Origin of the sequence: Sanguibacter inulinus (genome assembly GCF_013415325.1) — a bacterium.
Classification (GTDB): Bacteria; Actinomycetota; Actinomycetes; order Actinomycetales; family Cellulomonadaceae; genus Sanguibacter; species Sanguibacter inulinus.
The window spans coordinates 1-22133 of record NZ_JACBYE010000041.1 but is presented as its reverse complement, the minus strand read 5'-3'; the positions used below and the strand labels follow the sequence as shown (position 1 = coordinate 22133).

Here is a 22133-nt window from a genome sequence, read left to right as displayed (position 1 = left end):
ACGGTGTGTCGCGAACCGACGTCTCCAGGCCGGACAGGCCGTGGCGCGGTGTGCTGGCCGAGGTCGAGCAGGGGGAATGCAGGATGAGTGTGTCCGCACAGCGAGGGCTGCTGCCCGCGAGCGTCGCGAGCCGGTACAGGCACGGGTACGCGGTCGTCGACGTCGAGACCTCGGGCCTGAGCCCGAACCACCACAGGGTGCTCCAGGTCGCGGTGACCCAGGTCGAGCCTGACGGCTCCGTCGGGCGGTCCTGGTCCAGCCTCCTCGACCCAGGGTGCGACCCCGGCCCCGTCCACGTCCATGGGCTCACCCGGGAACGGCTCGCCGGGGCCCCGCAGTATCCCGAGGTGGTCGGCGCGCTCGACGATCTCGTCCGAGGTCGTGTGCTCGTCGCGCACAACGCGCGCTTCGACTGGGGCTTCCTGTCGGCTGAGTCCCACCGTGCGCGTGCGCCCCTCTCGGTCGCCCAGCGGCTCTGCACCCTGGTGCTGAGCCGCAGGCTCGATCTCCCGCTCCCCAACCTCACGCTCGCGAGCGTCGCCGCCTACTGGGGTGTCGCACAGCTGCGGGCGCACGACGCCGAAGACGACGTCCGCGTGCTCGTCGAGATCTTGCGCCACTCCCTGGTCGCGGCCGACAGCCTGGGCATGCCTCTGCCACTCACGGCCTGCGACGGCGACGCACCGGGAGGCGGGCCTGTGCGCCCGGCGCCGGCACCGCGGACCCCCTGCGACTGGGTGTGGCCCGGGCGCTGGGACGGTACGTCCTCGTTGGTCCAGGGCATGAAGGTCGTCTTCACCGGGGCCTCCCCGTCAGGACGAGAGACGCTCGTGCGGATCGCGGGCGACGCCGGTCTGGACGTCATGAACTCGGCCAGCTCGCGGACCTCCGTCGTGGTCTGCGACGAGCCGGGCTCCGGGACGCGCAAGCTGGCCGCGGCGCGTGCGCACGGGATCCCCGTGATCGACGAGCGCAGGTTCCGGGACCTCGTCGCACGCGTCGCACCCGGCACCCGCGTGGCCGACAGGGTGGCTCGTCCCGCAGCAGCACGGGTTCGCCCGGCAGTGGCACCGGGTGCTGCACCCGCCGGGACCGTTCCGCCCGCCTCCACGCCGGAGCCCGACGGGTTGCTCGCGGGCAGACGGGTCCTGGTGGTGGGTGGGACGCATGCCGAGTCATCGGAGGTCAGGGCACGCGTCGTGGGAGCGGGCGGTCGTGCCGCGGTGAACCTCACGGCCGCCGTCACCGACGTCGTCGCGCTCCGGGGCGCGACGTCAGACCCCCGGTGGGCTCGTATCGAGAGCATGGCGGCGATCGACCACCTCGACCCGGCGACGCTGACGGCGACAGAGCCTCGGAGCTCTTCCGAGCCACAGGCCCCCACGAGCGCGACAGCACGGGAGCACCTGCGGACGACGCGGGTGGGGCTGCCAGAGGTGACGTCACTGGGCGGCAGGGGAGCGCCCGTCGCCGTGCCCGGAGGTCTGACCACCGCTCGCGGCGTGGTCACCCCGTCGGACGAGACCGAGGTGACCAGCGCGACGGCCTCCGCCGCGCCTCACGGGGACTCGAGAGCCGTGGAGGTCCCGGTCCTGCCCCGAGGTGGGGTGGTCGACCTCCCTGACCTCGAGCAGTGGTCGCTCAGCGTCCGCCGCGGCGACGGACCAGCGGAGGTCGACGTCGTCGCCTTCCTCACCGACGACTCCGAGCGGGTCCTCGACGACTCGGGACTGGTGTTCTTCAACGCCCCGTCCCACCCGAGCGGGTCGGTCTCGGTGCTGGCAGAGATCCCTGACGAGTCCCTCGTCGACGTCGACCTCGAGATGCTGCCGGAGGGGGTGACCCGCGTCGTCGTCGCCGCGGCGACCTCAGGGGACGTCACCTTCGGGGATATCGGCCCGCTCGAGCTCGTGCTGCGTGGTTCCGACGGGGCTCAGGAGGTCCGGTCGACGCTCGACGCAGGCACCGTCGAGCGGTCGATGGTCTTGGCCGTCCTGTACCGGCGAGGGGACACGTGGAGGTTCCGCGCCGTGGGACAGGGATACGAGACCGGGCTGGCTGAGCTGGTCGGGCTCTTCGGGGTGGAGGTCGACGGGTGAGACACGTCCTGACCTGCTGTGGAGCGGATGACGGGAATCGAACCCGCGCTATCAGCTTGGGAAGCTGAAGTTCTACCATTGAACTACATCCGCACTGCGCAACCTTCGCGCGACGACGATCATACCCATACGACGGGAGCAAACGACAAGTGAGCAGCTCTTCAGGCTACGGGTCGGTCCCGTCAGAGCCCGTGCCCGAGCACGAGCGACCCGAGTGGATGCGGCCTGCCGGGGCCTCCGGGCCGTCGTCGCAGGAGCCCCCGACGGCGCAGTACGGCTACAGCCTCGACAAGCCGTCGACCCCGGCAGAACCGTCGACGCCGTACGCCTCGCCGTACCCCGGGCAGACGGGGGCGCAGGGCCAGCAGGGCGGAAGCTGGTCTGGGTACACGCCCCCGCAGGCCCCGCAGCAGCCGGGCTACCCGCAGAACCAGCCGGGCTACGCGCAGGCGCCCGGCGGCTACCCGCCCGCTGGCCAGCCCTACCCTGCTCAGCCCTACGCTGCGCAGCCTCACCCCGCGCAGCCGTACCCCGGGCAGTGGGTCCAGGAGGACCCGTACGCGAAGTCGCGGGTGGTCGCGGGGCTCCTCGGGATCTTCCTCGGGGCCTTCGGCATCCACCGCTTCTACACGGGGCACACGGGCATCGGGATGATCATGCTGCTGGTCACCGTGCTCTCGCTCGGCATCTTCGCGGCGGTCACGAGCCTCTGGGGACTGATCGAGGGGATCCTCTATCTCGTCTCGAAGACCGGCAGCTACTCGCGCGACGCGAGCGGTCGACCGCTGCGCGGCTGAGGAGCTTCCGCACCACGGAGGCACCACTCCACGGAAGCACCACTCCACAGAGGGGCCTGGCCCTGGAGAGCCAGGTCCCGGCCCCGGTCTGGCCTCGGCATCCGTCACACGGCACCCGGTCCCCGGGCCTCGTCAGGACGCGGCCGTCTGGGCTGCTCACGGCCGCCAGCCCTCAGGTCAGATCGGCTACCGTTGCAGGGTGCTGCTCTCAGACCGTGACATCCGCGCCGAGCTCGACCTCGGACGCGTCAGGCTCGACCCCTACGCGCCGGAGATGATCCAGCCGTCGAGCATCGATGTCCGCCTCGACAAGTTCTTCAGGTTGTTCGACAACCACAAGTACCCCTTCATCGACCCGGCCGCCGACCAGCCCGACCTCACGCGCGCCGTCGAGGTCGAGCAGGGTGAGTCCTTCATCCTGCACCCGGGCGAGTTCGTGCTCGGCTCGACCTACGAGGCCGTCACGCTGCCCGACGACGTCGCGGCGCGCCTCGAGGGCAAGTCGTCCCTCGGACGGCTCGGGCTGCTCACGCACTCGACCGCCGGGTTCATCGACCCCGGGTTCTCCGGGCACGTCACCCTCGAGCTGAGCAACGTCGCGACGCTGCCGATCCTGCTGTGGCCCGGGATGAAGATCGGCCAGCTGTGCTTCTTCAGGCTGTCCTCGCCCGCCGAGCACCCCTACGGCTCCGAGCAGTACGGCTCGCGCTACCAGGGGCAGCGCGGCCCGACAGCCTCGCGGTCCTGGCAGAGCTTCCACCGCACCGAGGTCTGAGCGTGACCGACGAGCAGGACCTGCCCCCCGACGACGGCCCGCGACCCGAGCTGGTGCCGCTGCCCGGGAGCAGCGAGCACCCGATCGCCGACCTCTACGTCCGTCACCTGCTGGCGGTCGACGAGGACGTCGACCCCTCCGAGATCGAGGCCCTCGCCCTGTCGAGGTTCCCCGCGACCCGGTGGGAGACTCCGCCCGAGGTGGTCCAGACGAAGGCCGGCCGCGGGAGCAGGGGCAGCGAGGTGCACGACAGGCTCGTGCCTGGGACGCTGCGCACCTCACGGCACACGACCATCTCCGGGCCCTACGCACCGGCGAGCGACGACGGTATGGCCCTCGGTTTCGACGGACCTGTCGGCATGGTCTACGAGGTGCTCTGCCCGCGGGAGCGCGGTGCTGCGCCCTTCCAGGGCGGCGGCGACAGGGACGGCCTGGCGCGCGTCTACTCCGAGGCCTTCCCGATCCGTGAAGAGGCGCGGGTCGCGTCCTGGCTGGTCGCGGTAGCCCGGCGGCTCTGCGGCGCGGTCCGCTTCGACCTCGGTGCCACGGAGCCCCGCTTCGTCGTGCCCGACCCTGCGGTCTCGGTCGACCTCACCGTGTACTCCGACGTGTGGCTCTCACCCGACGCGGCCCTCGCGGTGTGCGCCCAGGCCGACGGCAGCGCCCGCCTCGCGAGCACAGGCACGCCCTGGCAGGGGCCGCCGCAGACAGCCGGCACGGTCCCGGTCGAGCCTGACGGACCGCTCACGCCCGAGCAGCTCGCGGCCCTGCACGCCCGCGCCGAAGACGCAGACATCGCTGCCCTGACAGGCCCGCGGACGCTGTCCGCCTACGCCGTCGAGGTCGACCTGGGCGACGACGGTCTCGTCTCGGTCGAGGTCAGCGGCGTCGAGCAGCTCCCGCTCGTCCTGCGCGGCCTCGAGTGGGCCGTCGACGGTGCGATCGCCTACCAGGTGCGCTGGACCCCCGACGACCTCGTGGACTGGCAGCGCGAGCTCCCGTCCTTCGAGCACAGGGTGTCCAGGACCCGTGCGGCCGGGGTGGTCGCAGCCCTCACCCGGGCGGTCCACGTCGCCGTCGGCGGCGAGATCGTCGACCAGGACGAGTTCCTCGTCGAACCCGACGACGTCTGAGGGGCATCTAGCCCGAGAACGTCCGCACCGCTGCGGCTTCTGGTCGAGATCTGCGCCTTGTCCTCAGGGCCGCGGCGTGGCGTTCGTCTCGTCTCGCGGTGGGCCCGCGCCGAGGTGCTGCGCCCAGCCCGGGCGCAGAGCCCCTGTGTACCCCAGAATGGAGTCCACCGGAGCCACGGGTGGCTCGGTCCGAGGCCATGCCTTGGTAAACTGATCCCCACAACTCCACCTTGCCCTGGGTGCGCGCTGGCCATCGAGCCCTGCCCGCGTCGTGGGGCCGACCGACCACCCGCCCACAACAGGACGGAGCGGACGTGCTGCTCTTGCTCGTTGCCCACGTCGTCATGGCACTTGCCGCGCCCGCACTGGTCTCCTGGCTGGGCCGCCGGGCCTTCCTCGTCATGGCGCTCGCCCCCGCGTCGGCCGCGGTCTACGCGCTCACCCAGACCAGCCGCGTCATGGACGGCGACCACCCGACCGAGGTCGTGCAGTGGATCCCCGCGCTCGGTGTCGAGCTGTCGTTCCGCCTCGACACCCTCGGCTGGCTCATGCTGCTGCTCGTCGGCGGCGTCGGCGCGCTGGTGCTCGTCTACTGCTCGGCGTACTTCGCCGCCTCGGCCTCGGGCCTGCGCAAGTTCGGCGGGGTCCTCACGGCCTTCGCCGGTGCGATGGTCGGTCTCGTCACCGCCGACGACATGCTCCTGCTCTTCATGTTCTGGGAGCTCACGACAGTCTTCTCCTACCTGCTCATCGGTCACTACCACGACCGCAAGGCGAGCCGCCGGGCCGCGATGCAGGCGATCATCGTCACGACAGCCGGCGGTCTCGCGATGCTGGTCGGCATCGTGATCCTCGGGAACAGCGCCTCGACCGGGTACAGCCTCTCGGGCCTGCTCGCCGACCCGCCCGAGGGCACAGCGGTCACCGCAGCAGTCGTCTGCCTGCTCGTCGGTGCGGCGTCGAAGGCCGCCCTCATCCCCACGCACTTCTGGCTGCCCGCAGCCATGGCCGCCCCGACACCCGTCTCCGCCTACCTGCACGCCGCAGCGATGGTCAAGGCCGGTGTGTACCTCGTCGCGCGCTTCGCGCCGGCGTACTCCCACCTCACCGTGTGGGTCGTCATCGTCGTCGTGCTCGGCTGCGGCACGCTGCTGCTCGGTGGCTACCGCGCGCTGCGGCAGAACGACCTCAAGCTCGTCCTCGCCTACGGCACCGTGAGCCAGCTCGGGCTCATCGTCCTCATGGTCGGCATCGGCTCGCGCGCCGCCGCGCTCGCCGGTCTCGCGATGATCGGCGCCCACGCCATGTTCAAGGCGACGCTGTTCCTCACCGTCGGGATCGTCGACGCCGCGACGGGCACCCGTGACCTGCGGCGCCTGTCCGGCGTCGGCCGAGCCATGCCGCTGACGGCCCTCGCGGGCGGTCTCGCGACAGCCTCGATGATCGGCCTGCCGCCCTTCGCCGGCTACGTCGCCAAGGAGGCGGCCCTCGAGGCCCTCGTGCACGACGAGGCGCCCCTGGGGCTGCCGTGGCTCGGCATCCTCGTCATCGCGGCCGTCGTGATCGGCTCGATGCTCACCGTCGCCTACGGCCTGCGCTTCTTCTGGGGAGCCTTCGCGACCAAGAAGTCCGCACCGGCCATCCCGATCGTCCCCGTCAACGCGGAGGGCCACCCCGTCGAGACCGCGCCGGTCGACCCCGCGAGCATCAAGCGCCAGTCCCTCCTGCTCGTGCTGCCCGCCCTGACCCTCGCGGTCCTGGGTCTGGTCACCGCGCTCAACCCGACCTTCGGTGAGCACCTGCTCGAGCCCCACGCCCAGACCTACCCGACGGGCGAGGCCGGTCACCTGGTCCTCTGGGCCGGCGTCACCCCGGCCTTCGGGCTGACGGCCGCGATCCTCGGGGTCGGTGCGCTGATGTTCTGGGGTCGCCGCCAGGTCGAGTGGTTCCAGGCTGCGATGCCCCGCACCCTCGAGGCCGACAAGGCGTACCGCCGCTCGATGCGAGCCCTCGACGACCTCGCCGCGGACGTCACCGCGATGACCCAGCGCGGTTCGCTGCCCTTCTACCTCGGCGCGATCCTCATCGTGCTGGTCGTCGGACCGGGTGGTGTGCTGCTCACGCAGAACGCCTGGCCTGCCGAGACACGGATCTGGGACAGCGCCGCGCAGCTCGCGCCCGTGCTCGTCATCGTGGTCTCGTCGATCCTCGCCGCGCGCTCCAGGCGCCGCCTCAAGGCCGTGCTGCTCGCCGGTTTTGCCGGCTACTCGGTCGCCTTCCTCTTCATGCTGCACGGCGCGCCGGACCTCGCGCTCACGCAGGTGCTCGTCGAGACCGTCACCCTCGTGGTCATGGTGCTCGTGCTGCGACGCCTGCCCGCGTACTTCTCCGACCGTCCGCTCGCCATCACGCGCTGGGTCCGCCTCGGCATCGCCGTGGCTGTCGGGCTCGTCGTCATGGGCTTCGCGCTCGTCGTGCCCGGCGCGCGCATCCACGAGGCCGTCTCGACCAAGTTCCCCGACGAGGCCTACGAGTTCGGCGGTGGCAAGAACATCGTCAACGTCACCCTGGTCGACATCCGTGCGTGGGACACCATGGGCGAGATCTCGGTCCTGCTGGTGGCCGCGACGGGTGTCGCCTCGCTCGTGTTCCTCAGCCGCCGCGGCGGCGAGATCTTCCGGGCGCAGAACGTCACGACGGACACCGCCAACGCCTACAGGGTGTGGGCCGCACAGACCGAGGCCGAGGCGAGCCCGCAGGTCGCCGCCCTCATGCCCGCCAAGGGTGCCCCCGCCGCGCCTGCGCAGTCCATGCGCCAGCGGGTGTGGCTGCCGGCCGGCAAGACCCTCGCTCCCGTGCGGCGCTCGGTCATCTTCGAGGTCGTCACGCGCCTGCTGTTCCACTCGATGATCGTCTACGCGGTCTACCTGCTCTTCGCCGGGCACAACGCCCCGGGTGGAGGCTTCGCGGCAGGGATCGTCGTCGGCATCGCGCTCGTCGTGAGGTACCTCGCCGGCGGTCGCTACGAGCTCGGCGAGGCCCTCCCGGTCCAGCCCGGTCTGCTGCTCGGCCTCGGTCTGTTCCTCTCGGCAGGGGTCGGCCTCGGTTCGCTGATCTTCGGCGGCGGGGTGCTGCAGAGCGAGATCGTCGAGTTCACGCTGCCGCTCTTCGGGCACGTCAAGCTCGTCACCGCGCTGTTCTTCGACCTCGGGGTGTTCCTCGTGGTCATCGGTCTCATCCTCGACGTCCTGCGGTCCCTGGGAGCCGAGATCGACCGGCAGATCGACCTGGCCATGCCCGCCGCGCAGAGCTCGGCCGAGGCCATCTCGGTCGGGACCGGCACGAGCGTCGTCGAGCACACCCGTGAGAGCGCGGCCGACCGGGTCCGCGACGAGCGCGGTGTCACCCGCTCGGCCGAAGACGGCTCAGAGACCCGCGGTCCCAACGAGCACGAGGAGAGGATCTGATGGACCTCATCGACACCAGCCCCAACCTGCTCCTCGTCCTCGCGATCGGCGTGCTGTTCACGACAGGGGTCTACCTGCTCCTCGAGCGCAGCCTCACCCGTGTGCTCATCGGGTTCATCCTCATCGGCAACGGTGCGAACCTGCTGTTCCTGGTGGCCGGCGGCCGCGCCGGGGGAGCGCCGATCATCGGTGACACCGACCCCGCCGACATGAGCGACCCGCTCCCGCAGGCGATGGTCCTCACCGCGATCGTCATCACCCTCGCCCTCACGGCCTTCGTGCTCGCCATGGCGTACCGCTCGTGGCAGCTGCACGGCCACGACGAGGTGCAGGACGACCTCGAGGACAAGCGCATCGTCCGGATCGCCGCCAAGAACGCCCCGACCTACAACGACACCGACTCCGAGGAAGACAGCGAGAGTGCCGATGAACAGGCCGCCGAGGCACGCGACGAGACCGAGAGGGGCACACCATGAGTGAGTACACCTGGCTCGTGCCGCTCCCCGTCGTCATGCCCCTGTTCGCGGCCGGTCTGACGCTCGCGCTCTACAGGCACCCCCGCGCGCAGCGGGTCATCTCCGTGCTCGCCCTCTCGCTCATGGTCGCCGTCGGGGTGGGGCTGCTGTTCCTCGCCGACTCCGGTCCCGTGGTTGTCGACATCGGCGGCTGGGCCGCGCCCGTCGGCATCGACCTCGTCGCCGACAGGCTCTCCTCGCTCATGCTCACGGTGTCGAGCACCGTGATGCTGTGCGTCCTGCTCTACTCCCTCGGGCAGGGCATCACCGACGGGGACGAGGCCGCACCTGTCTCGATCTACCACCCGACGTACCTCGTCCTGGCGGCCGGCGTCTCGAACGCCTTCCTCGCGGGCGACCTCTTCAACCTCTACGTCGGCTTCGAGATCCTGCTGGCCGCCAGCTACGTGCTGCTGACCCTCGGCGGGACCGGCGAGCGCATCCGCGCCGGTTCGATCTACGTGATCGTCGCGCTGCTGTCGTCGATCATCTTCCTCGTGGCGATCGCGCTCGTCTACGCCGCGACGGGCACGGTCAACCTGGCCCAGCTCGCGCAGCGCCTGCCCGAGATCGACCCCGGGGTGGCCCTCGTGCTGCAGCTGCTGCTGCTGCTCGCCTTCGGGATCAAGGCGGCGATCTTCCCGCTGTCCGCGTGGCTGCCCGACTCCTACCCGACGGCCCCCGCGCCCGTCACCGCGGTCTTCGCCGGGTTGCTCACCAAGGTGGGCGTCTACGCGATCATGCGCACGCAGACGCTGCTGTTCACCGACGGACGCCTCGACACGCTGCTCATGTGGCTCGCCCTGGCGACCATGGTCATCGGGATCCTCGGCGCCGTGGCGCAGAGCGACATCAAACGACTGCTGTCCTTCACGCTCGTCAGCCACATCGGGTACATGCTCTTCGGCATCGCGCTGGCCAGCCAGGCCGGTCTCGGGGCGTCGATCTTCTACGTCGCCCACCACATCACCGTGCAGACGACGCTGTTCCTCGTCGTCGGTCTCGTCGAGCGCCGAGGCGGGTCCACCTCGCTCGACAGGCTGGGCGGTCTCGCGAAGATCGCGCCGGGCCTCGCGATCCTCTTCTTCATCCCGGCGATGAACCTCGCGGGGATCCCGCCGCTCTCCGGGTTCCTCGGCAAGGTCGGGCTGCTCGAGGCCGGTGTCGCGCAGGGCACCACCCTCGCCTACACGCTCGTGGTCGGCAGCGTCGTCACGTCGCTGCTCACCCTCTACGCGATCGTCAAGGCGTGGAACAAGGCCTTCTGGCAGACACCGCCCGAGCCGCTGCCCGACGCGACCCTGCCCGGTTCGATGGTCGGCCCGACGGCTGCCCTCGTCGGTGTGGGGCTCCTGCTCACGGTGGTCGCCGGTCCGCTCTACAGCTATTCCGACCGCGCCGCCGCGACCATGCAGGACACCAGCCAGTACATCGACGCCGTCCTCGGCCCTGACGGCCGCGGCGAGGGGGACTCGACAGACTCGGTGCCCAACCCCGGCATCGACAACACCCCGGTCCCGTCCCCGAGCGGGACGCCGGCCGACGACTCGAGCGAGACCACGGACGGAGGCGACTCATGACGATCCACCGCAGGCGCCGCAAGATCGCCGAGCAGTGGCCCACGGTCCTGTGGCTCGCCGTCGTGTGGGTGATGCTCTGGGGCACGCTCAGCTGGGGCAACGTCTTGGCCGGTCTCGGGATCGCGCTGCTCGTCACGGTCCTCATGCCGCTGCCGACCATCGACTTCCACGGCCGTGTCCGGCCGCTCGGCATCCTCGTCCTGCTGCTGCGCTTCCTGTGGGAGCTCGTCGTGGCGTCGGTCGAGGTCAGCCTCTACGCCTTCAGGTTCGGGAAGGTCCCGCGCGGGGCGGTCGTCGGTGTCAAGCTGCGGAGCTCCTCCGACCTCTACCTGACCCTCGTGGCGGAGATCAGCTCGCTGGTCCCCGGCTCGCTGGTCATCGAGGCGCACCGCAACACCGGCATGCTGTACCTGCACGTCCTCGACATCGAGTCCTACGGCGGTGCGGACAAGGTCCGCGAGCACACGCTCGAGCTCGAGGCCCGGGTCATGCGTGCCCTCGCCTCCGACGACGAGCTCGCGCGCGCGGGTGTCGCCACGACCCGACGCGGCCAGGCGGCGCTCGACGCCGAGCGGTCCGCACAGACCAGCTCGACCACGGAGGCCTCCTCATGACCGTCGTCGCCATCATCTGCGGTGTCATGCTCGTGACAGCCGCGATCCTCGCGCTGATCCGTGCCGAGCGCGGACCGAGCATGCTCGACCGCACCGTCGCCCTCGACGTGTTCGTCACGACCCTCGTCGGAGGGATCGTGCTCGAGTCGGCCCTCTCCGGGCGGCTCGACACCCTGCCGATCCTCATCGTCCTCTCGCTCGTCGGCTTCGTCGGCTCGGTGACCATCGCGCGCTTCGCCGCCGTCGAGCCCGAGGGCGAAGGACGTGTGCGGACCCTCGAGGAGATCGCGCAGGAGGAGGCCGCACGGGTCGAGGCCGACGCGGACCACCCGATCCTCGACGAGCCGCGCGACCTCATCGAGCCGAAGGACCCGAAGGGGTCCGAGCACACCACGACCATCGGCTCGATCCCGCAGGCGGCCAAGGCTGTGCAAGACATCACCGGACCGAAGGAGGAGCGATGAGCTGGACGACCCTCGCCGACGTCGCAGCAGGCTTATGCCTCATCGCCGGTTCCTTCCTCGCCCTCGCGGCCGGGGTCGGTGTGCTGAGGTTCCCCGACCTCCTCGCCCGCATGCACGCGGGCACCAAGCCGCAGGTCCTCGGGCTCATCCTGCTGCTCACCGGTGAGGCGCTGCGCGTGCGCAACATGCAGGTGCTCGGCATGCTCGTGCTCATCATCGTGTTCCAGCTGCTCACGGCCCCCGTTGCGGCGCACATGGTCGGCCGGGCCGGCTACCGCACGGGCAAGGTCCGCAACGACCTGCTGGTCGTCGACGAGCTCACCGAAGACCACTTCCGTGCGCCGGAGAAGCCTGTCCGCTGCGAAGACGACCACGGCCTCGACAACCCCGCCCGCAAGGACAAGCGCGACGTCGAGGCGCCCCCGGCCTGAGCAGCGGCCGTCAGAGGCCCTTCGAGGCCAGCCAGGCGGTGACCTCGTCGAAGAACCGGCTGCGCGCGGGCTCGGGCGAGAGGCTGAGATCGTGGGCTGCGCCCGGGACGGTGACCAGCGTGACGTCACGCCCGAGGCCCGGGGCGAGCCGTGCGGTCTGCTGCACGTCCAGCACGCTGTCGGTCGTGAGGATCGCGTCGTGCCAGCGCTTCGGGTCGCCCGAGGCGTCCGGCGTCAGGACGAGCACCGGGCAGCGGATGTCGAGGCCCCGGGCCACCTGCGCGTGGCCGCGGCGGACGGCCCGCAACCATCCGGCCCGGGCAGGGAAGCCCTCGTGCGGCTTGAGCGTGAGGTCGTAGTCCCACTCGCCGCCGGTGTCCTTGTGCAGCGCCCGGCCGTAGTGCGGACCCAGCCCGCCGACGGGGGTGCGCGGGGCGAGCGGACCGAGCACGTCGATCAGCCGCGTGGCCACCACGCGCGAGAACCACGGCTCGTTGAGGTCGAGCCAGGGGGAGTTGAGGACCAGGGCGTCGATCTGGACGGTGTCGATCTGCACGGTCGAGCCTGCGGCAGTGCCGGAGCCTGTGGCCGTGCTGGTGCCCGACGTCGAACCGGACCCGGAGCCCGACGCCGATCCCGCGCGCGTGCGGGCGTCGGCCCAGAGGGCTGTCACGAGCCCGCCCGTGGAGTGCCCGAGGACCACCAGCTCCTCGTGGCCGAGCTCGTCGCGGACGATCCGTGCCGCGGTGTCGAGCTCTTCGGCGTAGTCGGACAGCCGCGTCACGTAGTTGGGCGTCTGGTGCGGACGCAGCGAGCGTCCGTAGCGACGCAGGTCGAGGGCATAGAAGGTGTAGCCGTGGTCGGCCAGGACGTCGGCCATGTGCGTCTGGAAGAAGTAGTCGACGTAGCCGTGGACGTAGAGGACCGCCCGCTCTGTCCGCGGTCGTGCACCGTCGGCGACGAGCGTGGCGACCACCTCGCCCTCCTCGTCGGGGCGCAGCCGGAGGGTCCGGGCGAGCCAGGAGCCGCCGAGCATGTCGGGTTCCCAGCGGCTGTCCGAGGTGAGGTCTGCGGTCATGGGGTCATCTCCGTCGACGAGAGACGGCGTACGGCTCGCCCTCGGTCGAGGGGAGCCGCACGCCGTCGGGGGTGCTGCGTCTGTGTGCGGCTGTCAGCCGACTGTAGCTGTCGACAGGCCGTCGCTGTCAGGCGACCGCATCTGTCAGCCGACCGTGGCCGTCAGCCAGCCGTGCCTGTCAGCGCCAGGGCTGCTGCCCGGGTGCCGGAGGCTCCTCGCCAGGCTTCCCAGGCTGGCCCCACTGCTGGCCGGTCTGGTCCTGGCCAGGCTGGCCCGGCTGGCCCGTCTGCTGTCCCCACTGCTGCTGACCGGGCTGCTGGGGCTGACCCTGTCCAGGCTGACCCCACTGCTGCTGTCCGGGCTGACCCTGCTGACCCTGCTGCTGGTCCGGCTGGCCCCACTGCTGGCCGGGCTGGCCAGGCTGCTGCTGGCCCTGACCGGGCTGTCCCCACTGCTGCTGACCGGGCTGACCGGGCTGCTGGGGCTGGCCCCACTGCTGACCCTGCTGGCCGGGCTGCTGCGGCTGCTGGCCCCACTGCTGCTGGCCGGGCTGACCCTGCTGCTGGCCCCAGGCGGGAGCGCCTGCTGCGGCGTACGCACCGGGTCCGCCGGGGCCGCCCTGGCCGCCACCCTTGCGGTTGCGAAGGATCAGCCACGTGGCGAGTCCTGCGAGGGCGAGGACGCCCACGCCGATGCCGACCCAGAGGAGCCAGTTGACACCCTCGTCGTCGGAGCTGGAGCTGTCGGCCTCGGGCTCGTCGCTCGCGGAGTCCGAGCTGTCAGGCGTGGACTCGGTGCTGGGGTCCGTCGCGTCGTCCGTGGCGTCGTCGGACGGGTCGACGACCGAGCCGGACCCGCCGGCCGAGCCGCGGGCGTCGAACTCGAGGGGCTCACCGAGGACGTAGGTCCAGGTGACCGTGTTGCCGTCGATCTCTCCGTTGGACTCGGTGACCTCGCCCGGGAACTCGACCGAGAAGGTGATGTCGGGGTCGCCCATCCCCAGGCTCTCCATGTTGGCGAGGTCGTCGTCCGTCAGTCCGGTGTCGGAGCTCTCGAGCGTCCCGCTGACGACGTACTCGTCGCCGTCGCGCGTGAACGACAGCGCCTCGTCCGAGAAGTCCTCGAGCTTTGCGTCTTCGACCGAGTAGAGGTAGCCGGTGTAGCCGTCCTGCTTGTACGACTCGCTCTGGGTGCCCGGCGCGAGGAAGTCGTCGCCGGTCTCGGTCTCCATCTGCTCGAGGAAGTCGTCGGACGTCATGCCGAGCTCTTCGATGGCAGCGTCTTCGACGGCCATGACCATCTGGACGTCCATGGTGTCGTCGTCGTGGAGGACGATGTCGGTCTGCACGCGCATGCAGCCGGTCAGTGTGACAGCGAGTACCGCGCCTGCGGCGAGGGCTGTGAGACGTTTCATGGCCGGTGGGCTCCTTGGGACAGGTCGCGCACCGGGGGGTGACGACGGGTGAGGATCTCGACTGGTGCCAACTCTGGCATGCCGGGTGCCTCTGTGCCCCACGATCTGAGGCTTCCGGGGACTTCTCCCCAGCGCAGAGGGGCTGTGGACGACGGGTTCACCCGCTCGAGGGTTCTGGAGCTGCTCCCGGCAGTGGCGGAGCAGAGTTGAGTGGAATACGCTCAACTTTAGAGGCGTTGTCGTCTACAGACCCGTTCCCTGACCTTGGAGGACTTGCATGGACCTCAACCTCACGACCCTCTCCCGCGACGCTCTCGGCAACGCCGTGCAGTCCGCGGGGGCTGCCAGCAACCCGCAGGTCGAGCCTGTCCACCTGCTCGACGCGCTGCTCGCCCAGCAGACCGGCACGACCCCCGGCCTCCTCGCCCAGGCGGGCGTGGACGCCCAGGCCGTCGGCGCCGCCGCCCGCCGGGCCCTCGTCGCCCTGCCGACCCTCTCGGGGTCCTCGGTCGCCGAGCCCACGCTCTCGGGTGCCATGTCCGCCGTGCTCCAGCGCGCCCGCACCGAGGCCGCCGAGCTGCAGGACGAGTACATCTCGACCGAGCACCTGCTGCTCGGTCTCGCCGCCGCGCCCTCACCGGCCGCCGACATCCTCCAGCGCGCCGGAGCCACGCGTGAGGCGCTCGCCGCAGCGATCCCCGTGGTCCGCGGTGGACGCCGGGTCACCAGCCCCAACCCCGAGGGCACCTACGACTCGCTCGAGAAGTACGGCGTCGACCTCACCGAGGCCGCACGCGACGGCCGGCTCGACCCTGTCATCGGCCGCGACTCCGAGATCCGTCGCGTCGTCCAGGTGCTCTCGCGCCGCACCAAGAACAACCCTGTGCTCATCGGTGAGCCCGGCGTCGGCAAGACCGCCGTCGTCGAAGGCCTCGCCCAGCGCATCGTCGCGGGCGACGTCCCCGACTCGCTCAAGGGCAAGCGGCTCATCTCGCTCGACCTCGCGGCGATGGTCGCCGGTGCCAAGTACCGCGGTGAGTTCGAAGAGCGCCTCAAGGCTGTCCTCGAGGAGATCAAGGGCTCCGACGGCGAGGTCGTCACCTTCATCGACGAGCTGCACACCGTCGTCGGTGCCGGGGGTGGCTCCGAGGGCGCGATGGACGCGGGCAACATGCTCAAGCCCATGCTCGCCCGCGGCGAGCTGCGCCTCGTCGGTGCGACCACGCTCGACGAGTACCGCGAGCACGTCGAGAAGGACCCCGCCCTCGAGCGCCGCTTCCAGCAGGTGTTCGTCGGCGAGCCGACGGTCGAGGACACCGTGGCGATCCTGCGCGGGCTCAAGTCCCGCTACGAGGCTCACCACCGCGTGACCATCTCCGACGCCGCGCTCGTGGCTGCCGCGGCGCTGTCCGACAGGTACATCACCGGTCGCCAGCTCCCCGACAAGGCGATCGACCTCGTCGACGAGGCCGCCGCGCGCCTGCGTATGGAGATGGACTCGTCCCCGGTCGAGATCGACGTGCTCCAGCGCGCCGTGACACGCCTCGAGATGGAAGAGCTCGCCCTGGAGAAGTCCGACGACGAGGCCTCCCGCCAGCGTCTGTCGGTGCTGCGCGCGACCCTCGCCGACCGCAAGGAAGAGCTGGCCTCGCTCACGGCCCGCTGGGCTGCTGAGAAGGGCGGCTTCAACAGGGTCGGTGAGCTCCGTGAGAGGCTCGCCCAGCTCGACGCCCAGGCCGAGAAGGCCGAGCGCGAGGCCGACCTCGAGACCGCGTCGCGGCTGCGCTACGGCGACATCCCCCAGCTCGAGCGCGAGCTCGCCGAGGCCGAGAAGGCCGAGCACGCCGAGGAGACCGTCGACCGCCCTGCCCCGCTCGTCGGGGACAAGGTCGACGCCGACGAGATCGCCGAGGTGGTCTCCGCCTGGACGGGCATCCCCGCCGGACGCATGCTCCAGGGCGAGAGCCAGAAGCTCTTGTCCATGGAGGAGGTCCTCGGGCAGCGGCTCATCGGCCAGAAGGCGGCTGTCGCGACGGTCTCCGACGCTGTGCGCCGCGCGCGGGCAGGGGTCTCCGACCCCGACCGCCCGACGGGGTCGTTCATGTTCCTCGGCCCGACGGGTGTCGGCAAGACCGAGCTCGCCAAGGCTCTCGCCGACTTCCTCTTCGACGACGCCCGGGCGATGGTCCGCATCGACATGTCCGAGTACTCGGAGAAGCACACCGTCGCGCGCCTCGTCGGGGCACCCCCGGGCTACGTCGGCTACGAAGAGGGCGGTCAGCTGACCGAGGCCGTGCGGCGTCGTCCGTACTCGGTCGTGCTCCTCGACGAGGTCGAGAAGGCCCACCCCGAGGTTTTCGACATCCTGCTCCAGGTGCTCGACGACGGACGGCTCACCGACGGTCAGGGCCGGACGGTGGACTTCCGCAACGTGATCCTCGTGATGACGTCGAACCTCGGGTCGCAGTACCTCGTCGACCCGCTGCTCGACGACGGGGCCAAGCGGGCGTCGGTCATGGCCGCCGTGCAGAGCGCCTTCAAGCCGGAGTTCCTCAACAGGCTCGACGACGTGGTGCTCTTCGACCCGCTCGACCTCGACGAGCTCGGGCAGATCGTGGACATCCAGGTCGAGGCCCTGGCGGCGCGCCTGGTCGACCGGCGGATCACGCTGGTCGTCACGGACGCTGCGCGGGAGTGGCTCGCGATCGAGGGCTTCGACCCCGCCTACGGAGCGCGGCCGCTGCGCCGCCTCGTGCAGCGGGAGATCGGCGACAGGCTCGCACGGACGCTCCTCGCGGGTGAGATCGCCGACGGCGACAGGATCCTCGTCGACAGGCCCGAGTCGCCCGAGGGCGGCGCGGGGAACCTGGTGGTCGAGGTGCTCCGCTAGGAGCGCTCCGCCAGGAGCGCCGCACGGTGAGCGCTCCGTCGGGAGTGCCTCGCTCAGAGCGTTCCTGCGAGAGCGCTCTGCGAGGAGCGGGGCCAGCCAGACGACAGCAGCCGCACCGGTCATCCGGTGCGGCTGCTGTGCTGCTGTGCTCGCGCGTCCGGTCTCGGGCGGCTGGAGGTGGTGCGGGGTCAGTCGAGGAGGCTGCCGGAGAGCCCGCCCTCGACGACGGCGATGCACAGACCTGTGCGGTCGTCGTCAGCCCACGAGTCTTCGCTCGGGGTCCACACGACGAGGCTGAGGTCGTCGGCCGGGACGTCGCCGCTCGTCACGAGGTCGGGGGAGCAGATCGCCGTCGTCTGGGTGACGAGCGTGTCCTGGCCGGGGAAGTCACCGTCGGTGAAGGTCGTGCTCCCGACCACCTGAGCGCCGTGGTCGTCGGAGCAGGGCACCACGTCGACCTCGCCGACGGACCCGCTGCCCGAGACGTCTTCGAGGCAGTTGCCGACGACGAGCTGGCTGACCGACGCGCTCGTGCTCGACGACACGTCGGGCTCGAGGGCCTCGGGCGTCGAGTCGGAGAAGAACAGGAAGAACGCCGCGACGGCGAGGCCGATCACGACCACCGCGACGACGATCCCGATGATGAGGCCGCGTGACGACTTCTTCGGGGGCTGCTGTCCCCACTGCGGGTTCTGCTGACCGGGCTGGCCGGGGTAGCCGCCCTGCTGGCCCGGGCCCCACTGCTGCTGCGCGGGCTGCTGACCCCACGGGCCTTGCTGCCCGGGGCTGTGCTGCCCGGGACCTTGCTGGGCGGGTGCGCCAGGCTGACCCCACTGCTGTGCGGGCTGCTGCTGGCCCGGCTGCTGACCAGGCTGACCCCACTGCTGGCCGGGCTGCTGGGGCTGCTGGCCCGGCTGCTGCTGCCACGGCTGCTGTGCCGGCTGCTGGCCATGCTGCGGACCAGCGGGCTGCTGCGGGCTGCCATGCTGCTGCGGACCGCCGGGCTGGCCCCACTGCTGGGTGGGCTGCGGCCACGGCTGACCGGGCTGACCGGGCTGAGACTGCGGCGCGGGCTGTGACGGCTGGCCCTGCTGCCAGGATTCGCCCTGCTGGGCCTGGCCCGGCTGACCGGGCTGACCGGCCTGGCCCTGCTGCTGACCGGGCTGGCTCGGCTGACCTGCGTGACCCGGCTGTCCATAGGACGCCGAGGGGCCCTGCGTGCCCTGCTGGTCGCCCCACCCCGGCTGCGCGCCGAGCTTCTGCGTCTTGGCGTCGCCGGGACCAGGAGCGCCCGCGCCGGGTGGGGGAGGAGGAACGTGGCTCATGGTCAACCGCCTAGGTTCAGGGCGGTCGGACCGCCGGAGTCGTCTCACGGGCAGCCTAGCCGCCGGTCGAGCCGCAGGGGAGGTGAGATCGCAGGTCGGACGTCCGACTGTAGAGTCCTGCTCGCGGAGGGGGCACTGCAGCCCCGTCGAGGAATGGGGTCAGACCGTGACAGAACCTGCGCAGCCGCGCCGCGAGCGGGGGTACGCCAAGGGGCGCGCCACGCGCGTGCAGATCGTCGAGGCCGCGATGGTCTTGTTCGGCGAGGTCGGGTACAGGTCTGCGTCGCTGCGCGAGATCGCGTCACGCGTCGGGATCTCGCACCCCGGCCTGATCCACCACTTCCCGACCAAGGAGGTGCTGCTGGCCGCGGTCCTCGAGCACCGGGACGAGATCGACGACTCAGCGCTGGCCGCAGACCTCGCGTCGGGGACGGCGCTGCTCGACGCGGTCGTCAGGCTCGTGCGCCGCAACGCCGAGAGGCCCGGCATCGTCGAGCTGTTCACCACGCTCGCCGCCGAGGCCACGGCCGCGGACCACCCCGCGCACAGGTACTTCCGCGACAGGTACACCACGACGATCGCGCTGCTCACGCGGGAGCTCGAGGCGCTCCGCGACGCCGGGGCGCTGCGCCCCTCGGTCGACCCAGCCTCGGGCGCCCGCCAGCTCACGGCTCTCATGGACGGGCTCCAGGTCCAGTGGTTGCTCGAGCGCGGCTCCGAGGACCAGGTCGACATGGCCGCCGTCATGCAGGACGCGCTCGCCCTGTACCTCGTGGAGCCGCCCCTCGTGGAGCCGCAGAGGCCTGGGGGCACAGGCGACTGACCCAGCGAGTCCCCCGGGAGCCTGTGCCCCGGCAGACCGACGCAGCACGCCCCCAGGAGCGTGGGCCTCGGCGGACTGACCCAGCACGTCCAGCAGCTCGTCCCCCGGTGCGTGTGCCCCGGGGGACGAGCTCGGGTGTCAGGCGCGGACCGAGCGCTCCTGCGCCTGGTCGAGGAGCCTGGCGAGGCCGTCGCGGTCGAAGAGCATCCCGGCGAAGTTCGCGATCACCCGGACCGGCATGTCGAGCAGCATCTTGGCCATCGTCTCGTCGAGCTCTAGGTTGCCCTGGTCGTCGGCGCCCGCGGTCTCCGGGCGTGCGAGCTCGGCGCGCAGCAGCTCGCCGCCGACGGGGTGGTCGAGCCACTCGCCGAAGGTCGAGTCGTCCGAGAGCGGTGCCGCGAGCGGGGGAGCCGTGACGTCGACGGACACCGTGGCACGCAGGTCGCGCGAGGACGCCCCGACCGAGACGAGGAACTCGCCGCCCTCGAGGGTCCAGGCGCGCAGCGTCGGGTGCCAGTACGAGAGGTCGCGGGCGTCGAGGACCACCTCGACCTCGCGGGACTCACCGGGCTCGAGGGCCACCTTGACAAATCCCTTGAGCTCGCGCTCGGGCCGCAGGACCACAGACTCGGGGTCGCCGACGTACACCTGGACCACCTCGGCACCACGGACGGCGCCGGTGTTGGTGATCCGCGCGCGGACCGTCACCGTCACCTCGTCGCCCTCTCCGGAGACCGTGGCTGTCACGTCCGAGTGCTCGAAGCTCGTGTAGGTCAGCCCGTGACCGAAGGGGTACGAGACCGCCATGCCCTTGGCGTCGTAGTACCTGTAGCCGACCAGCACCCCCTCGCCGTAGCGAACGTGCCCGAGCTCGCCGGGGAAGCTGCCGTAGGCGGGGGTGTCGCGCAGGGAGACGGGGATCGTCTCGGTGAGGCGACCCGAGGGGCTCTGCGCGCCGAAGAGCAGGTCGGCGACGGCGCCGCCGCCGGCCTGGCCGCCGAGCCACGTCTCGAGGACCGCGGGGGTGAGGTGCTCCCAGCCGGAGAGCGCCACGGCGGAGCCGTTGGCGAGCACCACCACGAGGCGCGGGTTCACCTCGGCGAGAGCCTGCAGCAGCGCGACCTGGCTGTCGGGCAGGTCGAGGTGGTCGCGGTCGTAGCCCTCGGACTCGTCGGCGGCGGGCAGCCCGAGGAAGACCACGACTGTCGTCGCAGTCCTGGCGGCCTCGACGGCCTCGTCGCGCAGCTGCTCGTCGGAGCCCTCGGTCACGCCCTCGATCGTGAAGCCCGGGGCGAAGCTCACGTCCGCACCTGTGAGCTCGCCGATCGCCGTCAGCGCGTCGTCGAGCCGGGTCGGGTTGACCTGCGACGATCCTGCCCCCTGGTAGCGGGGAGTCCTGGCGAACTCGCCGACGACGAGCACACCAGCGGCGTCAGCAGCCCGCAGCGGCAGCAGGGGAGCGCCGTCGACGGGTTCGTTCTTCAGCAGGACGGACCCGGCCGCCGCGGCCTCGCGGGCGAGGGCGTGGTGGGCGCCGGCGTCGTAGGACGACGGTTCTGCGGCAGCCGGGAGCGCGCGGGCGAGCAGGGTGAGCAGACGGCGGACGGCCTGGTCGAGGACGGCCTCGTCCATCGCGCCCGACCGGACTGCCTCGACGACCTGGGCGTCGCCGATGTTCCCGGAGTTCGGCATCTCCAGGTCGAGGCCGGCGGCGAGGGAGGGCACACGGTCGGCGACGGCGCCCCAGTCGGAGACGACCACCCCGTCGTAGCCCCACTCGTCGCGCAGCACCTCGGTGAGCAGCCACGGGTGCTCGGAGGCGTAGGTGCCGTTCACCTTGTTGTAGGCGCACATGACGGTCCAGGGCTTCGCGCGGGTCACGGCACGCTCGAAGCCGGTGAGGTAGATCTCGCGCAGGGTGCGCTCGTCCACGTCGGCCGAGACGCGCATGCGGTCGGTCTCCTGGTTGTTGACCGCGAAGTGCTTGAGCGAGGTGCCGACACCCTCGGACTGGATGCCCTCGATGAGCGCGACACCGAGGTCGCCCGAGACGACGGGGTCTTCGGAGAAGTACTCGAAGTTGCGGCCGCACAGCGGTGAGCGCTTGATGTTGATCCCCGGGCCCAGCAGGACGGCGACGTCGTTCGCGCGGGTCTCGCGGCCCAGCGCGCTGCCGACGCGGCGCAAGAGGTCGACGTCCCAGGTGGAGCCCAGGGCGGCAGCCGTCGGGAAGCAGGTGGCCGGGACGGACTCGGCGAGGCCCAGGTGGTCGGCCGAGGTGTCCTGCTTGCGCAGGCCGTGCGGGCCGTCGGTCACCATGACCGAGCCGATGCCGAGGCGCTCGACGGGCTGGGTGTGCCAGAAGTCCAGGCCTGAGGTCAGCGAGGCCTTCTCCTCGAGCGTGAGGTCCTGGATCAGGCGCTCGACGTCGAGCGGGCCTGCCGTGGTGGTGGTTGGTGCAGAAGTCATGCGAGCACTCCCTCGGTGTCGGCGGAGCACGCTCCAGCGCGTGCTCTGGCCAGCCTAGCGCTGAAACCTACCGGGTGGTAGGTGATCTGGAGGAGGCTGTGTGCCTGCCGGGGGCAGGAGCAGCGAGATCGATACCTCGGAGCGAGATCGTGCTGCAGGGGGATCGATCTCGCTCCGAGGTGCCGATCTCGGCGTCTGGTTGGGGTCGCTGGGAGACAGGACAGGGCAGGGGTGCGCGCGCCGTGCGCCGGAAGGAGGG

General features: G+C 71.2%; 16 protein-coding genes and 1 tRNA gene. 12 read left to right on the top strand and 5 right to left on the bottom strand.

The annotated features are described in order from the left end of the window. The first annotated feature begins 89 nt into the window (after window positions 1-89). A complete protein-coding gene (locus tag HZZ10_RS14410; protein WP_218928803.1) occupies window positions 90-2099 on the top strand; it encodes a TerD family protein in 2010 nt (669 codons plus the stop codon). A 19-nt stretch (window positions 2100-2118) separates the two neighbouring features. Here the strand turns inward: HZZ10_RS14410 and HZZ10_RS14405 are convergent. Next, window positions 2119-2192 (bottom strand) — tRNA-Gly (locus HZZ10_RS14405). Window positions 2193-2248: 56 nt separating this feature from the next. On the opposite strand from HZZ10_RS14405, the gene HZZ10_RS14400 reads away from it, so the two are divergent. From HZZ10_RS14400 to mnhG, 9 genes are all read left to right on the top strand, one after another. Beyond that, entirely contained in the window at window positions 2249-2896 is a 648-nt protein-coding gene (locus HZZ10_RS14400; protein ID WP_179914019.1) for a TM2 domain-containing protein, read from the top strand. 199 nt (window positions 2897-3095) lie between these two features. Then, a complete protein-coding gene (gene dcd, locus HZZ10_RS14395) occupies window positions 3096-3671 on the top strand; it encodes a dCTP deaminase (RefSeq protein WP_179914018.1) in 576 nt (191 codons plus the stop codon). Between the two features lie 2 nt (window positions 3672-3673). Then, window positions 3674-4804 carry a hypothetical protein gene (locus HZZ10_RS14390; protein ID WP_308507587.1) on the top strand — a complete coding sequence of 377 codons (1131 nt, stop codon included), beginning with the start codon at window positions 3674-3676 and terminating at the stop codon, window positions 4802-4804. A 314-nt stretch (window positions 4805-5118) separates the two neighbouring features. Next, window positions 5119-8271, top strand: coding sequence for a Na+/H+ antiporter subunit A (locus HZZ10_RS14385; protein ID WP_308507586.1), 3153 nt, complete (start codon window positions 5119-5121; stop codon window positions 8269-8271). Beyond that, on the top strand, window positions 8271-8747 hold the full coding sequence (locus HZZ10_RS14380) for a Na(+)/H(+) antiporter subunit C (protein WP_056127220.1): 477 nt from the start codon (window positions 8271-8273) through the stop codon (window positions 8745-8747). The genes HZZ10_RS14385 and HZZ10_RS14380 overlap by 1 nt, the downstream gene beginning before the upstream one ends. Beyond that, window positions 8744-10366: a Na+/H+ antiporter subunit D gene (locus HZZ10_RS14375; RefSeq protein WP_056127222.1), complete on the top strand. Its 1623-nt coding sequence runs from the start codon at window positions 8744-8746 to the stop codon at window positions 10364-10366. The genes HZZ10_RS14380 and HZZ10_RS14375 overlap by 4 nt, the downstream gene beginning before the upstream one ends. Continuing rightward, window positions 10363-10980, top strand: a complete 618-nt coding sequence (locus tag HZZ10_RS14370; protein WP_056127225.1) for a Na+/H+ antiporter subunit E — start codon at window positions 10363-10365, stop codon at window positions 10978-10980. Before HZZ10_RS14375 ends, HZZ10_RS14370 begins: the two co-directional genes overlap by 4 nt. Further along, window positions 10977-11444: an MrpF/PhaF family protein gene (locus tag HZZ10_RS14365; RefSeq protein WP_082543690.1), complete on the top strand. Its 468-nt coding sequence runs from the start codon at window positions 10977-10979 to the stop codon at window positions 11442-11444. Before HZZ10_RS14370 ends, HZZ10_RS14365 begins: the two co-directional genes overlap by 4 nt. Next, window positions 11441-11875 (top strand): monovalent cation/H(+) antiporter subunit G, encoded by a 435-nt coding sequence (mnhG, locus tag HZZ10_RS14360; RefSeq protein ID WP_179914017.1) that lies wholly within the window; start codon window positions 11441-11443, stop codon window positions 11873-11875. Before HZZ10_RS14365 ends, mnhG begins: the two co-directional genes overlap by 4 nt. A 10-nt stretch (window positions 11876-11885) precedes the next feature. Here mnhG and HZZ10_RS14355 read toward each other — a convergent pair whose 3' ends face one another. Continuing rightward, on the bottom strand, window positions 11886-12953 hold the full coding sequence (locus tag HZZ10_RS14355; protein ID WP_179914016.1) for an alpha/beta hydrolase: 1068 nt from the start codon (window positions 12951-12953) through the stop codon (window positions 11886-11888). A 178-nt stretch (window positions 12954-13131) separates the two neighbouring features. After that, on the bottom strand, window positions 13132-14367 hold the full coding sequence (locus HZZ10_RS14350; RefSeq protein ID WP_179914015.1) for an LppM family (lipo)protein: 1236 nt from the start codon (window positions 14365-14367) through the stop codon (window positions 13132-13134). Between the two features lie 277 nt (window positions 14368-14644). Here HZZ10_RS14350 and clpB point away from each other — a divergent pair, with 277 nt between their 5' ends. Then, complete coding sequence (gene clpB, locus HZZ10_RS14345; protein WP_056127237.1) at window positions 14645-17257, top strand: ATP-dependent chaperone ClpB; 2613 nt, start codon at window positions 14645-14647, stop codon at window positions 17255-17257. Between the two features lie 188 nt (window positions 17258-17445). On the opposite strand, the gene HZZ10_RS14340 is transcribed toward clpB, so the two are convergent. Then, entirely contained in the window at window positions 17446-18582 is a 1137-nt protein-coding gene (locus tag HZZ10_RS14340) for a hypothetical protein (protein ID WP_179914014.1), read from the bottom strand. Between the two features lie 166 nt (window positions 18583-18748). Here HZZ10_RS14340 and HZZ10_RS14335 point away from each other — a divergent pair, with 166 nt between their 5' ends. After that, entirely contained in the window at window positions 18749-19405 is a 657-nt protein-coding gene (locus tag HZZ10_RS14335) for a TetR/AcrR family transcriptional regulator (protein ID WP_308507585.1), read from the top strand. Between the two features lie 138 nt (window positions 19406-19543). Here the strand turns inward: HZZ10_RS14335 and HZZ10_RS14330 are convergent, their stop codons facing one another. Further along, a complete protein-coding gene (locus HZZ10_RS14330; RefSeq protein ID WP_179914013.1) occupies window positions 19544-21874 on the bottom strand; it encodes an aryl-beta-d-glycosidase in 2331 nt (776 codons plus the stop codon). Between the last annotated feature and the right edge of the window lie 259 nt (window positions 21875-22133).

What these genes read in the sequence shown, in the direction of transcription:
- HZZ10_RS14380 (WP_056127220.1), top strand. Translation starts at nt 8,271, where the DNA reads ATGGACCTCATCGACACCAGCCCCAACCTGCTCCTCGTCCTCGCGATC.
- HZZ10_RS14375 (WP_056127222.1), top strand. Translation starts at nt 8,744, where the DNA reads ATGAGTGAGTACACCTGGCTCGTGCCGCTCCCCGTCGTCATGCCCCTG.
- HZZ10_RS14370 (WP_056127225.1), top strand. Translation starts at nt 10,363, where the DNA reads ATGACGATCCACCGCAGGCGCCGCAAGATCGCCGAGCAGTGGCCCACG.
- HZZ10_RS14365 (WP_082543690.1), top strand. Translation starts at nt 10,977, where the DNA reads ATGACCGTCGTCGCCATCATCTGCGGTGTCATGCTCGTGACAGCCGCG.
- mnhG (WP_179914017.1), top strand. Translation starts at nt 11,441, where the DNA reads ATGAGCTGGACGACCCTCGCCGACGTCGCAGCAGGCTTATGCCTCATC.
- HZZ10_RS14355 (WP_179914016.1), bottom strand. Translation starts at nt 12,953, where the DNA reads ATGACCGCAGACCTCACCTCGGACAGCCGCTGGGAACCCGACATGCTC.
- HZZ10_RS14350 (WP_179914015.1), bottom strand. Translation starts at nt 14,367, where the DNA reads ATGAAACGTCTCACAGCCCTCGCCGCAGGCGCGGTACTCGCTGTCACA.
- clpB (WP_056127237.1), top strand. Translation starts at nt 14,645, where the DNA reads ATGGACCTCAACCTCACGACCCTCTCCCGCGACGCTCTCGGCAACGCC.
- HZZ10_RS14340 (WP_179914014.1), bottom strand. Translation starts at nt 18,582, where the DNA reads ATGAGCCACGTTCCTCCTCCCCCACCCGGCGCGGGCGCTCCTGGTCCC.
- HZZ10_RS14330 (WP_179914013.1), bottom strand. Translation starts at nt 21,874, where the DNA reads ATGACTTCTGCACCAACCACCACCACGGCAGGCCCGCTCGACGTCGAG.